A 14260-nucleotide genomic window follows, 5' to 3' on the forward strand; every position below is an offset into this window, starting at 1 on the left:
TAATGCATTACTGTAGAGATGCTGATGCTGCTGGCTCACTCGGAGAACTCCTTACTGCTGGTGCTGCACTAGGCACAAAAGTCACTTGTCTAGTTTCTTCAATCACTTCATCTTTTTTTGCAGTACGAAGTTGATTGAAATTTGGACACTCTGAAACTTGTTGCGTAAAAGAAAAGAGTTCCTTACCAAACTTATCTTTCACAATTAAATAGAAAGTGACTTTATCTTGCTCAAATACCTTTAACATTGCTGAGCGTGGTTTTATTTCAAGTTTAGTAAGTTGATTTAATTTGCTACACCAAAGCTTTTTAAAGGTATTATTATTTAACGCCCCAGGAACAAAAACAACATCAACCAGAAAGTTTTGATAAATACGCATATTGGGGTATTGATTTAAAAGGTCAACTTTAAAATCTTTAGATTGACTAGATGCAATTTCTTTTTGCGTCTCATCTGCCCAAGTTGTTTGTAAATACCTCCTCGCTTCTTTTTCATATTTATATGATTGATATTTTGGAAAAATTAATTGCCAAAAAAATAGCAGAACTACAGAAACAATAAGGATATTTTTCATTTAATTTTTGCTCTATAAAATCACACAAGAACACATATAAAAACTCTAAAAAAAGTAGGGAATTTTTTAAGAAATACTTGTTTTTAAAATCTGAAATTCAGGACATTGGGAAAGCACTTGCTTATGTTCCATTAAAACACTTCCCAAACGATTTTTAATAATATACGTCATCACAACGTTATCTTTCTCTATGACGCTTATAATAGCTTTAGCCCTATCATTATATTTATTATCTTGTTGAGATAATTTAGAAAAGGGACCACAAGCTAACTTTTGACTATTTTCTAATAATTTAGGTTTAATAGTAGCTTCTGTTCCTTGAGGAAAGTCCTTAGTAAAACTCATATAAAAGAAAATATTAGGATACTGATTCAAAATATCACCTTTTATTGGCAAACCTTTGGAAGCATTCAGCATTTCAGGAGTAAATGCTAGATTCTTTAAGATATTTCGCTCTTGCTCCTCAAACTCATGTTGCCAATATTTTTCAGTTCCAAAATATAATGCAGCAATGACTGCTACCCCGATCACAACAAATTTAATGTTCATATTACCCCATAATATTTCATTCAATAATTAATAATTTTTTTGGTTTATCTGCAAGCACATTATTTATAAAAACCATTAAAAATCAACAAAAAAAAATTAAATATGAACATTAAATTAGCCATTTTCTGATAGATAGCAAGTTCACCCATATAGCTGTAAAAAAATTAAAATATATATTTAACTATTTTTAATGATTTAACGTATTAAAAGTTAAAAAAATCAGACAACCGCTGTTTCTGAAAACCCTGTTCATCAAAATTATCTGGACTGAGCCATTGTTGATACGCGCCTTTCAAATCGTCCCATTCTTCATCAATAATTGAAAACCAAGCTGTGTTGCGATTGCGCCCTTTTACGATCCGATCTTGGCGGAACAAGCCTTCAAATTGAAATCCAAAACGTAAGGCTGCGGCTTTAGAGGGGGCATTACAATCATCACATTTCCACTCAACGCGTCTAAAACCCTGTTTAAAACATTGTTGTAATAATAAAAATATCGCTTCAGTCGATGCTTTTGATTTTTTCATCTTATGTGAAAAGTAAACATTGCCAATTTCAATCGCGCCATGTTCAAGTCTTGGGTTTAATAACGCAATCCAGCCCTGTACATCCCCATCGATTTCGATCAGAAAATGGGTGGAATCTTTAAAATTAAATAAATTATGCAAAGCATCTTTTACAACGTCTTGACTCTGTGGTGCTGGATAAGGCAGATAAGTCCAACATCCATCATTCGGTTCTGTTGAAACACTCGTCCATATTTGACTTAAAGCTTGGTCGGACACACCACCAGCAATATCAATCAAGTTAACGTATTGCCCGTTTAAGTCACCGACTATCGGTTGAACTGATAAGTTATTTTCTATGGAAAGGCCAATTTTTTGCCCAAGTTGATTTTGCTGTGTACTTAAATAACGTTTCATAGAGATTTATCATTTAAAGAAAATGAGGTTTTCGTCGCTAATTTAAGCATAATTTTTCCCTTACCAATATAATTTTGCATAAATATAGAAAATACCCTGAGAACTTTAAGGTTTTTGTAAGTGAGTAATTTATTAAATTTGCTATTTCGATTAGAATAGCTGTGCTCTTTGTTGTATGTGTCATCCCTTGATCACAAAAACGATCCTTCATGCTTTTGAAAATTCGCGTGGCTTATAACGGTAATGAATCAAATCCTATCTTCTTCTTTGGAGTTAACTCCTTCCATTCGTGTGCTTGACGAGTGGCAAGACTCCATACCTGAAGATTTGTATATCCCGCCTGCTGCATTTGAAATCTTACTGGAACAATTTGAAGGACCGCTGGACTTCCTCATTTATCTGATTCAAAAAAATGGTTTTGATCTATTACATATGGATATCGCGCCTATTGCGACTCAATATCTTAGGTATATGGATAGTATGAAATCATTGAATATTGAACTGACGGCTGATTATATGGTGATGGCGGCTCTACTTGCTGATTTAAAATCACGGTTATTATTGCCGAAAGCCACGGTTGTTGATCAATTTGAACAAGATCCAAAACAAGAACTGATCGATCGTTTAGAAACCTATTTACGCATAAAACAAGCTGCTGAAAGATTAGGTCAAATGCCGATCTTTGAACGCGATACCTTTAGCGCAAATGTCAGTATTGGTCATATTGCACCTATTTACGAAGGTTATGATGTCGAGGCTTTACGCGATGCGATATTCTGTGTGTTTAATCGTCCTGAGCCAATAACGCATGTTGTGGCTCAAGAACCTGTTTTACTCGAAGAACGTATTGCATTTATTCAAAAGCAACTTGCGTCTGGTGAGACACTGAGTTTTATTGATTTACTCAATCCTAAGCAAGGTCGTATGGGGATGGTCGTGACCTTTATGGCGGTGTTAGAACTCACGCGTCAGCAAAAAATTCAAATCATTCATACTGGAATTGAAGCTCCGTTAACTGTTCAAGGCGTTACAGCATGAGTTTAGATCAATTGGACTCAAATGAAGGCATGTCTCTTGAAGACATTCATCATGATGTTTTATTGCAAATTGAAGCGATTTTATTCGCCAGTGACTCACCAGTCTCACTTGCACGACTAAAAGAAGCATTTCAAAACCAATATAATAAGCAACAGTTACGTCAGTTTTTGCAACAATTAGCCATGTTACAACATGGTCGCTCCATTGAGTTGATTGAAACGGTACAAGGGTTTCGTTTTCAAGTCCGAGCCAAATATCGGAATATTATTGCGCAGGTTTGGCCAGAACGCCCAACCAAATTGTCACCCTCACTACTCGAAACAGTAGCAGTGATTGCGTATCATCAACCTGTCACACGTGCCGATATTGAACAAATTCGTGGCGTATCAAATAATAGTCAGATTTTAAGAACGCTTTTTGACTGGAACTGGATCAAAGAGGCTGGTTTCAGAGATTTACCTGGAAGACCTGCGTTGTTAGTTACAACGCCCCAATTTTTAAATGCATTTGGTCTAGCCTCGCTAGGTCAACTGCCTCCCCTACAGAACGCCAAGGAAGCATTCATGACACTCGACGCACATGCGCCGAAGTCTTGATAAGGTGAACTGTTGATCATTATGTCTAAGGTTGTGCTGTCATGAGTGAAAAATTACAAAAGGTGTTAGCGAGGGTTGGGCTAGGCTCACGTCGCTATATGGAAGAAGTTATTGCTGCTGGTCGTGTCAGCATCAATGGTCGTATTGCACAGGTCGGTGAACGAATTGAACCGACGGATGAACTACGTATTGATGGTCGTAAAGTCCAATTCCAAATTGAAGATGAAATCCGTCGTCGTGTTTTGGTTTACTACAAACCTGAAGGCGAAATTTGTTCACGTAATGATCCTGAGAATCGCCCAACTGTTTTTGAACAGTTACCACAAATTGCCAATGATCGTTGGGTCATGGTTGGTCGTCTGGATATTAACAGTACTGGTTTATTGTTATTTACCAATGATGGTGAGCTTGCCAATCGTTTGATGCATCCATCTAATGAAATTGAGCGTGAATATGCGGTACGTGTCATGGGTGAAGTGACACCACAGATTCGCAACAATATGCTCAAAGGTGTAGAGCTTGAAGATGGCCCTGCCAAATTTGAATCATTCACTGACATTGGTGGTGATGGGATCAACCGTTGGTATCAAGTTGTGGTCAAAGAAGGTCGTAACCGTGAAGTGCGCCGTATTTTTGAAACACAAAGTTTAAAAGTTAGTCGCCTACTGCGTACCCGTTACGGCACAGTGATTTTACCGCGCGAATTGCGTACAGGTCGCTGGATGGAATTGGATAAAGGCGATATCGATAATCTTGCGAAATCTGTTGAATTGAAACCACGTCAAGGCACTGGTTTATTTGGTATGGCCAAACGTCGTAGTGACAGAATGATTGAAAAACCAATGGCTGCACGTCGTGGTGGTTATTTACGTCAACAACGTCGTGATGATGAACAACCAGAACAACGCCCGAACAGCAATTCTAAAAATCAAAATACCAGTGACCGTAAACCTCTTGGTATCAGTAAAGGCTTTAAGAAGTTTTAAGACTTTACATTCATATAAAAAAACGCTCAAATTTGAGCGTTTTTTTATCACTGCTAGCGATTAGATATGATGCCTTGTGGAATTGCATTCAGCAGTTTTTGAGTGTATTCATGTTGAGGATGTAAATACAGCTCATCTGAATCCGCAATTTCGACGATCTCTCCATGATTCATCACCATCACTTGATCCGAAATATATTTTACAACCGATAAATCGTGTGAAATAAAAATATAGCTCAAACCAAACTCATCCTGTAAATCTTGCAATAAGTTCAACACCTGTGCCTGCACTGATACATCAAGCGCAGATACCGACTCATCACAGATCAAAATCTCAGGTTTTAATGTCAAACAACGGGCAATCGCAATGCGTTGACGCTGACCACCTGAGAACTCATGTGGATAACGGTCATAAGCTTGATCAGGCAAACTGACCTTCTCTAAAAGCGCTAATGCGATTTTTTTACGTTCCGCATCATTTTCACCGATACCATGTATGCGCATTGGCTCAAGTAAAATCTGCCCAATGGTAAAGCGTGGATTGAGCGAAGCATATGGATTTTGAAAGATGATTTGTATCTTCCGCTGGTAGAGCGCAAATTCTTTCTCCGTCATGGAAAGAATATCTTTCCCATCAATCAATATTTGTCCACCCGTGGCTTCATGTAAACGCATCAGCAATAAGCCAATTGTGGTTTTTCCTGAGCCTGACTCTCCCACCAACCCCAAAGTTTTACCTTTTGCTAGTTGGAAAGAGACACCTTTTACCGCCTGAAACTCCTCATGTCCCCATAAACCTTTACGGCTATAAAAAGACTTTTTCAGATCTTTAACCTCCAGCACGATTTTCTCTAGACCTGTAAGCCCTCTTGTTCGTTCTTGAAGATGAAAGGTGGACAGATTAATCGCTTCAACCAGTTGTCCATTTTCCTGTTTCATAAAATCACTGGTGACAGGCAAGCGATATGGACGCGATGAAAGTTGAGGACGACAATGCAAAAGCGCACGTGTATAAACATCATTGGGTTGTTCAAGCACTTGTTTCACATCACCACTTTCACGAATTTCACCATGGCGCATCACAATCACTTCATCAGCAATTTCACCGACCAAAGCTAAGTCATGGGTGATAAATAACATCGACATTTCATGACGCTGACGTAAAGATTCGAGCAAATCAATAATTTGCTTTTGAATCGTTACATCCAAAGCAGTTGTCGGTTCATCGGCAATCAAGAGCTTTGGTTCACAAGCGATCGCCATCGCGATCATAATACGTTGTTGCTGACCTCCCGAAAGCTGACTTGGATAGGCATCAATTTTGCTCTCAGGTGAAGGAATCCCAACTTCCTTTAGTAATTCCAAAACGCGTATTCGCGCCTGCTTTCTCCCCATGCCAAGGTGAATACGAAGAACTTCAGCAATTTGATCGCCTACTGTAAACACAGGATTTAACGATGACATTGGCTCTTGGAAAATCATGGCAACGTCTTTGCCACAAATATTCCGAATCTCTTTCGCAGAGAGATTAAGTAAATCTTTACCCTCAAAGATAATTTTGCTTTGCTCAGCGACTTGGCTTTGTCCTTTGGGTAGCAAACCCATGACCGCGAGTGAAGTGACCGACTTACCACTTCCGGACTCCCCCACCAAGGCAACAGTCTTGTTTTTAGAAATCGAAAATGAAATCCCTTTGACTGTTTCAATCCACTGTTTATCCTCACCTTTAAAACTAACCCGAAGATTTTCTACATTTAATAGCAGTGTTTCATTATTACGTATCATCTCATTCCACTCCGCTATTTCAGTTTAGGGTCTAATGCATCACGCAATGCATCGGTGAACATTGAAAATGCGGTGACTAACACTGCCATAGCGATCGATGCTGCAGCTAATTGCCACCATTTGCCTAGAATCAACTCAGTTTGTGCTTCATTCAACATACTTCCCCACGACACCACACCCACAGGAACGCCAAAACCAAGGAAGCTCAGAATCACTTCTGACTTGATAAATGCCACCACAAGAATAGAAATTTGTACTAAAGCAATATGACTGACATTGGGAAAAATATGCACAAACATACGGCGCGAATGGCTGACACCAATGGCCTTAGCAGCCAGTACATATTCGCGAGATTTGTGCTTCATATACTCCGCACGAATCAAGCGAAATACACCTGTCCAGCCCGTTAAACCTAAAATAAGTACAATCGAAAGTACCCCTTTTTGTTGCAGAACCGCCGCAACTGCTAACACCAATAACAGATAAGGAATTGAGGTAAAAATATTGTAGAACCAGTTCAGTACATCATCGACCCAACCACCAAAATAGCCTGCAATCGCCCCTAAACCCGTACCAATCACCACTGCCAATAAAGCAGATAGCAATCCAACGAGGATCGATGTTTCGGCACCTTTTATGGTTTTGAGTAAAATGTCTTGTCCCCACTTATCAGCACCAAAAGCGAGTGTGGTTTTTAATGCATGACTATGATCGAGTAAATGCTCACCCAATTGCTGATCAATGGCTTGCATATCTGCTGCTAAAGGATCTGTCACCCCATAGTAATCAATTGGAGTTTCGGTGATCTGCTCATTCGCAATTTGAATATTCAATTCACGAATAATCTCTTTTAAAGGATCAACAGGGTTTTCAGGTAAAGCTTGCAATGGTTCTGATTTTTTCTCAGCAATCCGTTCCTCAATATCAGCACCGATAAAAGTAGGTGGTGCATAACTCACAGCAACCTCTTTATTCCAATTCGATGCAATCACACCCGTTACCGACAGAACCAATATGATGAAATAACTCAGCACGACGAGTAGCGAAACCATTGCGATACGATCCGCTTTTAAGCGCTGCACAGCCAACTGCCAGAGTCCAGACGAAGTTGCGCCAGACTGAGCAGATGCGTTTCTTTTGAATAATATATTCAGCATATTGCACCTACTTCAACTGTACGCGCGGATCGATTAATTTATAAATCAGATCAGCTATTAAGTTAAAACACATGGTCGCAGCAGCGATGTACACGGTAATCGCTTTAATGACGGGAAAATCACTCCGCTCCACCGCAATAATGACTTCGCGACCAATGCCGGGAATACCAAAAAAGCGTTCAATTAAAAATGCACCGATCAGTAATGCAGGCAAAGTTGCCATGACATCGGTCACGATTGGGATAGATGCATTGCGTAATACATGCACACCAAAAATGCGATGTTCACCCACGCCTTTGGCGCGTGCAGTACGGACATAATCCTGATTGACTTCATCTAAAATAAAGCTGCGATAAAGTCTGAGCGTTGGCGCAATACTCACCACTAGCATGATCAAAATCGGGAGTAAGGCATATTTAAATAAGTTTTCATTAAAACTATCGCTCCAGCCCTGCACTGGAAACCAACCCAATTGATAAGCAAAGAAATATTGGAAAACAATGATATAAACCAAAATACTAATCGACATACCGATGGTGCATAACATCATCACCATCCGATCAGTCAAACTGCCTCGCACTGAGGCAACTGCTAAAGCCAAAATGATCGAAATAATCGTTTGTAAAATCGTCAGTGGAATTAAGATGGTCAGTGATGGCCCTAAACGTGTCGTAATAATCTGGGAGACTGATTCACCGGTACTCCAACTCACCCCATAATCAAATGTTAAAATTTGCTGGATAAAAATCCAGAGTTGTACATAGTAAGGCTGATCAACCCCAAGCTGCTGACGAATATTTTCAATTTGTTCTGGATTCGACATTTTCCCTGCCAAGATATAAGCAGGATCTCCTCCTACCCAATTGAACAAGAAAAAGATCAGCAGCACGACACCCAGCATGGTTGGGATCATCTGCCATATGCGACGTACAATATATGCCAGCATAAAGATGCCCCTTATTTAATTCGTTGACCTGAGATTTCATGGAAAAATGCGGTGTTGTTGGGTTTACGCCCAAGAAACGCTTCAACCAATGTTTGTGCAGGCTTTTGGCTACCTTGAGATAAAATGGTTTCGCGATAACGCTGTCCAACCTCAGCATTGTTCAGGTTATTGCCAAAGGCTGACAACATATCTAAGGCCATGACCTCAGACCACATATAGCCATAATAGCTACTTTGATAACCGCCCATAATGTGCCCAAACTGACCTGGAAATTGCGTCGTAGGCACATAACCCAATGCCGTTGCACTCTCCATTTTTCCCCATAGATCAAGAGGTTGTACTTTCAAAGCATCAGCACCATGTAGTGCCATATCGTACTGGGCATATAATGTTTGACGCGCATAATGCAGACCACGCCCATAGCCATGTACTGCATTTAGTTTCTCGATCAAAACATCATCGACACGTGGACACGCAGGCCTACAATAATCAGCGACTTTGGACAGGGTTTCTTTACGTCTCGCCCACTCTTCATACATTTGTGACGGCGCTTCAACAAAGTCACGTTCTACACTGGTTCCTGCTTGTGATGCATAACGCGTATCTGACAAAATGCCATGCAAAGCATGTCCAAACTCATGTACGAAGGTTTCCAACTCATCACTATTCAGCCCCTTGCGATTAAAATTGGTGACCAATGCTGAGATTGGTTTACGCTCAGTTAAACGACTTCGTCCAAAAACACTCCAAACCGCAGCATGGCCATACTTGCCTTCGCGTGGAAATTTATCCATGTATAAGCCGCCAATTAATTGCTTTGTTTTCGCGTCGACCACATCGTAATACTCGACTTCGTCTTGCCAAACTTCTACATTTACTGGCTTAAATTCAATCCCATATAAATCAGATGAAATAGCAAATAGCCAATCTTGCGTCGCTTGTGTAGGAAAAAATTCCCGCAACTTTTCCTGATCAATTTGATATTTGCCTTGACGGAGTTTTTCACTCCAATATTCCTCGCTCCAACGCTCGATCTTGGCTTGTTGTAAGGGTATATTTAAACTTTTTGCTTTGAACTCGCCTAAGTTCTGAACTTCTTTTTGTTCTAACGGCGCGACCGTTGCATGAACTTCTGCTAAAAATGTATTGACTGCCTCTGGTGTTTTTGCCATTCGCTTTTGTAAAGCCCATTCAGCATAACTAGATTTGCCAAAAAGCTGCGCTAAGGCATAGCGTAAATCGATCGTTTGCTTCAGCAATGCTAAATTCTTTTCTCCACCACGACGACTAAAAGCAATTTGGTAGCGCTTACGTGCATCATCATTTTCCGCAAGCTGCATAAAAGGACGGTATTCAGGGTATTCAAAACCCAATAAATAATGACCTTTATCATTTTTGCTTAAAGCATCAATATAGCTTTGCGGTAAACCTTTTAACTCAGCGGCACTAAACTCTAATTTCTGTGGATTTTCACGTACATTTCTGGCATAGACCTGCTCAACCGTTGCGAGTTCGTCCAAAATCTCTTTCAGACGTTTTTGCTTGTTGGTGGTCAGCAGAATGCCTTTTTCTTCAAAATTATCCAAAATGTCTTGCTGAAATTTGCTGTCTATTGCATCAGATGGCTTTAGTTTTTTAAACTGCTGATAGAGCTTGGGATTTTGGAAAATATCGGTTTGGAACTGAGTAATTTTAACTTCACAATCCTCAGCCGCGTTGCGTACAGCCTCATCGGGATAAACGTTGCCATATAAACCAATCGGCCCATAAAAATCTTCAAATTCTGCAAAGATACGATCCCATTCTGCTAGAACAGGTGCTGCAGGTGCATCTTGTTTTAACCGCAACATTTCTACCGACTTTAGCTTTTTTTTCACCTCATTCATTTTGGCATCGCACATTGCTGCAATGTCTTGGGCCTGAAATGTTGGTAATGTCTGACGTTTTGTGGTTTCTGCGATTGCCATCTGGCTAACGCCCATCGTCAATAAACATAAGGTGGTTAATTTAAAAGTATTGAATTTCATGATGACTCCAGTTCTTTATTTCTATTTCTTCATATCAATGTCGATGTACATCCATTCCGCAGGAAGAATCGGATGCTTTTTAAAACCAATCACACGAGGTTGAGCCAAGATGTTTCGGTAACGAGCACCGATCACTTGTACGGGCATATAGACTTCCAAGACACGTGACATTTTTCGGTATAAGGCATCACGTTCTGGACTAGGTGGCAGCTTCTGGGTTTGTTCGTATAGGCGGTCAAATTCAGGAATTTCGGCACAACTGTTGTTACTCACATGAACGTTCTTGCCATAAAAAAGCTGCATAAAGTTATCTGCATCAGGATAGTCCGCAATCCACGCAGATGTTTTGAACATGGTTTTGCATTGTTTTTCTAACTTCAGTGCCTCTGAAAATGGCAAAGATTTGGTGGTCATTTGGATCTTGAGACTATCCAGAATTTTTTTCCAAAACTCCGCTTGTTGCTGACTTCTTAGACTATTTCCAGAGATCGTCATATCAATTACAAGCGGCTTTCCATTCGGCAGCGTTCGCCAACCATTTGCACTCACCTTGTAGTTATAACGATCAAGCAACAGATTGGCGGCTTTGACGGAATACGGAATACTGCTTCTATAATCAGGGTCGTAGCCGACTACACCATCTGGGATCAGCGCTTGTAATTTTTGGGCATCCCCTTTTTGCAAAATATTGATATAACTGTCGGCAGAAAAAGCCATCGCCATGGCACGACGGAGTGCAATTTTTTCTTTACTCAACCCACCCACAATTGGGTTTTTCATATTCCAATAGTGATAGTCAATGGATGGATCAACGATACGAGATAGTTGCACACCTTTTTTCACCAATTCAGGTTTCAACTCACCATTCTGCAAAGCTTGAACGGTCAACTCACCATCGAGCTGAAATAAATCCACCTCATCTTTACTAAAGGACAGCCAACGTGATTGACCCTCTTCCATCACTTGTATATCGATGACACCAATTTGCGGCATCTGTTTGCCTTGCATGGCTTGAACAATTTTCTGGTCTTCAGCAGAACTCGCTTTAAAGTTCCAAACAAAACCTCGGAAGTTCGGATTGGCTTTTAAAATAATGCGTGACCCCGGTGTCCAACGAGCCAACATATAAGGACCTGTGCCCACAGGATGTCCCATAGCAAAACCAGCTTTGTTCCGATACTTTTCGATCACCTCTCTGGCAACTGCACCAGCAGGTTGATGTGCCAAGATCATCGGGAAGTTTTGATCAGGACTGGTCAGTTGAATCACCAAGGTATAGCGATCTGGTGTCTGTAAGCCGACAACAGGTAGATCGTAATTAAATTTTCCTGTTTTTTGTGCTTGCTTCAGCACTGCATCCATTCCCGCAATACGCCCATCCAGCAACCAACTGTTAGGTGAACGCAAGTTTGGATCGAGCAAGCGCTTAAAGGTATAAGCATAATCAGCCGAGGTTAGTTCCCGCTTTTTCCCTTTAAATACAGGATCATCAACAAAATAAATGCCTTTCTGGATTCGAATGGTATAAGTCAAACCATCTGCACTGACTTCTGGCAATGACAGCGCTGTTCGAGGTGTTAATTTTGCAGGTGAAGCCAAATAATCATAGGTAAATAAGGTCTCAAAAATAGAACCATTCACATGCGCAGAATATAAGTCGTGTACACCCGCAGGATCAAAACCTGTTTCTGCGACAGGAAAGACATAACGCAATACTTTATTGGGATCGGCTGGGCTTTTGGCAGCAAGCAGTGAAGTTGAAAGCGTTGCCGTGAATCCAACACAAATTGCCAAACCATAGCCTGTTAACGAAAGTTTAAAATTTTGCTTCATCTTGAACTCATCACTTATTTTTGACGCGGTGAAGCAATATCTAGATATTGCCAGTTGGTATTCATGATTGGATGGGCTTTGAAGCCTTGCACATGGGGCTGAATGACCCAGTTTCTTATGCGGGTGTCTTGAAGAATAAAAGGATGATCTGCTTCGATTTGTCGGCTCATTTTTTCATAAAAAGGCATACGCTGTTCTGGTGCATGCTGCATCGCTTGTTTATATAAACGATCATAAGCTGCTGACTGATAACAAGATTGATTCGCGCGTCCAACGTTAGGACCATAAAGCAATTGGGTGAAATTCTCTCCTTCTGGATAATCTGCATGCCATGCACCACCCCAGATCATGTATTGACATTGAGTTGCCGCTTTTAAGTTATCGGCAAAATTACTGACTTTAAATTCTGCTCTGATGCCAATTGCATCTAAATTTTTCTTCCACAACTCAGAGTACATAACTGAAGCTGAGCCACTTTCTGTATTAATTTTTAAAGTTAAAGCATTGCCATTAGGTAAAGTACGATAACCATCCGCAGCTTTTTTATATCCAAAATGATCCAGCAGTTTATTAGCGAGAACAGGGTTGTAACCAATGCTGCTACGATAATTCGGGTTATGACCATTTACACCGGCGGGAACCAACATTTCGGCTTTGACTGCCTGCCCCTTTCGTAAAATGCGGATGTATTCATCCAAATTGAAAGACATCGCTATGGCACGTCTTAATGCGACTTTATCTAAGCTCTTCCCACCTATAATCGGGTCACGCATATTCAGCATGGTATAAGTGATTTCAGCTTCTTTATTCGGATAAAGGAGAATACCTTGCTGTTTCATCTCAGCTTTTAATTGATTATTTTGATCCAATACTTTGGGAACTGAACTTGAAGTTAACTTATCAAAATCAAGTTGCTTGGATTTAAAGGCTAACCAACGTGACTGCTCTTCTTCGATAATACTGATGTTCACCTTGCCAATTTGCGGCATCTTTTTGCCAGTCATTTCTTTGACAAGCTGATTATCCCAAGCCGTTCCCGTTGACTTATAATTCCAGACAAAACCACGATAATCAGGATTTGCGACCAACTCTATTTTGCTACGAGGAACATACTTGCTGAGCATATATGGACCTGTACCAACAGGATGCATACCTAGACGATCTTTATAATATTCAACCACTTCACGAGCAACTGCACCAAAAGTGCTATATGCCAAAATATAAGGAAAGTTATAATCAGGTTGTGTCAGTGTGAATTGAATCGTATAACGGTCTAATGCCTTGATTCCCTCCATCGGCGCATCATAATCAAATCGACCAGACTTCTTCGCTTGATCAACCAATACATTTGCACCCACAATTTTATGATCAATAAAAGCAAATGATGAGGAGTGATTTTTAGGATCTAAAATACGTTTAATCGAATAAACATAATCCTCTGCAACCAACTCTCTGCGCTTGCCTTTGAATGCAGGGTCATTGGTAAAATAAATTCCTGGTTTTATTTTAAAAATATAAACTTTGCCATGTTCTTGAATGATTGGCATGCTCTCTGCCGTCGATGGCACAAGCTTTACTGGACTAGCTAAATAATCATATTGAAGTAACCTTTCAAAAATAACATCAGCAACATTCCCACTATAGAAATTGAAAGTTTTAACCATATCAAAACCATCATCGGGGGCTTCAAAAGCAATTCGAAGCACTTTGTCGGCTTGTGCTGGTGTTTTGGCATATCCAATTGAGGCAAATGCAATAATGGTTGAAAACAAAGCAACGCTAGAAAATTTAGACTTCAACTCAGTGCTCACATCATCGTTTTTCAGTAAACGCTAGTCTTTCGAATA

The 14260-nt window shown here is 40.2% G+C and carries 12 protein-coding genes; 3 read left to right on the top strand and 9 right to left on the bottom strand.

Annotated elements, in window-relative coordinates; all coding sequences use genetic code 11:
* Nucleotides 1-7 precede the first annotated feature (7 nt).
* From EXE30_RS08620 to EXE30_RS08630, 3 genes are all read right to left on the bottom strand, one after another.
* The gene (locus EXE30_RS08620; protein WP_130162029.1) at nucleotides 8-574 is read right to left on the bottom strand and encodes a hypothetical protein; all 567 of its coding nucleotides are present in this window, start codon (nucleotides 572-574) and stop codon (nucleotides 8-10) included.
* Nucleotides 575-640: 66 nt separating this feature from the next.
* Entirely contained in the window at nucleotides 641-1123 is a 483-nt protein-coding gene (locus EXE30_RS08625; RefSeq protein ID WP_130162030.1) for a hypothetical protein, read from the bottom strand.
* A gap of 203 nt (nucleotides 1124-1326) precedes the next feature.
* Entirely contained in the window at nucleotides 1327-2046 is a 720-nt protein-coding gene (locus EXE30_RS08630) for a GNAT family N-acetyltransferase (RefSeq protein WP_130162031.1), read from the bottom strand.
* Between the two features lie 243 nt (nucleotides 2047-2289).
* Between EXE30_RS08630 and EXE30_RS08635 the strand changes: the two genes are divergently transcribed.
* From EXE30_RS08635 to rluB, 3 genes are read left to right on the top strand one after another with little or no spacing between them, the layout of a single operon-like run.
* The gene (locus EXE30_RS08635) at nucleotides 2290-3084 is read left to right on the top strand and encodes a segregation and condensation protein A (RefSeq protein WP_130162032.1); all 795 of its coding nucleotides are present in this window, start codon (nucleotides 2290-2292) and stop codon (nucleotides 3082-3084) included.
* On the top strand, nucleotides 3081-3680 hold the full coding sequence (scpB, locus tag EXE30_RS08640; protein WP_121930164.1) for an SMC-Scp complex subunit ScpB: 600 nt from the start codon (nucleotides 3081-3083) through the stop codon (nucleotides 3678-3680). Before EXE30_RS08635 ends, scpB begins: the two co-directional genes overlap by 4 nt.
* Nucleotides 3681-3721: 41 nt before the next feature.
* The gene (gene rluB, locus EXE30_RS08645; RefSeq protein ID WP_121930163.1) at nucleotides 3722-4666 is read left to right on the top strand and encodes a 23S rRNA pseudouridine(2605) synthase RluB; all 945 of its coding nucleotides are present in this window, start codon (nucleotides 3722-3724) and stop codon (nucleotides 4664-4666) included.
* Nucleotides 4667-4719: 53 nt separating this feature from the next.
* Here the strand turns inward: rluB and EXE30_RS08650 are convergent, their stop codons facing one another.
* The 6 genes from EXE30_RS08650 to EXE30_RS08675 are packed head-to-tail and all read right to left on the bottom strand — an operon-like array spanning nucleotide 4720 to nucleotide 14212.
* Nucleotides 4720-6450, bottom strand: a complete 1731-nt coding sequence (locus EXE30_RS08650) for an ABC transporter ATP-binding protein (protein WP_130162033.1) — start codon at nucleotides 6448-6450, stop codon at nucleotides 4720-4722.
* A gap of 14 nt (nucleotides 6451-6464) precedes the next feature.
* Complete coding sequence (locus EXE30_RS08655) at nucleotides 6465-7607, bottom strand: ABC transporter permease (RefSeq protein ID WP_130162034.1); 1143 nt, start codon at nucleotides 7605-7607, stop codon at nucleotides 6465-6467.
* Nucleotides 7608-7614: 7 nt separating this feature from the next.
* Nucleotides 7615-8553: an ABC transporter permease gene (locus tag EXE30_RS08660; protein ID WP_130162035.1), complete on the bottom strand. Its 939-nt coding sequence runs from the start codon at nucleotides 8551-8553 to the stop codon at nucleotides 7615-7617.
* A gap of 11 nt (nucleotides 8554-8564) precedes the next feature.
* Nucleotides 8565-10580, bottom strand: a complete 2016-nt coding sequence (locus tag EXE30_RS08665; protein ID WP_130162036.1) for a M3 family metallopeptidase — start codon at nucleotides 10578-10580, stop codon at nucleotides 8565-8567.
* A gap of 21 nt (nucleotides 10581-10601) precedes the next feature.
* On the bottom strand, nucleotides 10602-12413 hold the full coding sequence (locus tag EXE30_RS08670; RefSeq protein ID WP_130162037.1) for an ABC transporter substrate-binding protein: 1812 nt from the start codon (nucleotides 12411-12413) through the stop codon (nucleotides 10602-10604).
* Between the two features lie 14 nt (nucleotides 12414-12427).
* Nucleotides 12428-14212, bottom strand: a complete 1785-nt coding sequence (locus EXE30_RS08675; RefSeq protein WP_130162038.1) for an ABC transporter substrate-binding protein — start codon at nucleotides 14210-14212, stop codon at nucleotides 12428-12430.
* Nucleotides 14213-14260 lie beyond the last annotated feature (48 nt).

This window comes from Acinetobacter halotolerans (assembly GCF_004208515.1).
In the GTDB taxonomy this organism is placed as follows: Bacteria; Pseudomonadota; Gammaproteobacteria; order Pseudomonadales; family Moraxellaceae; genus Acinetobacter; species Acinetobacter halotolerans.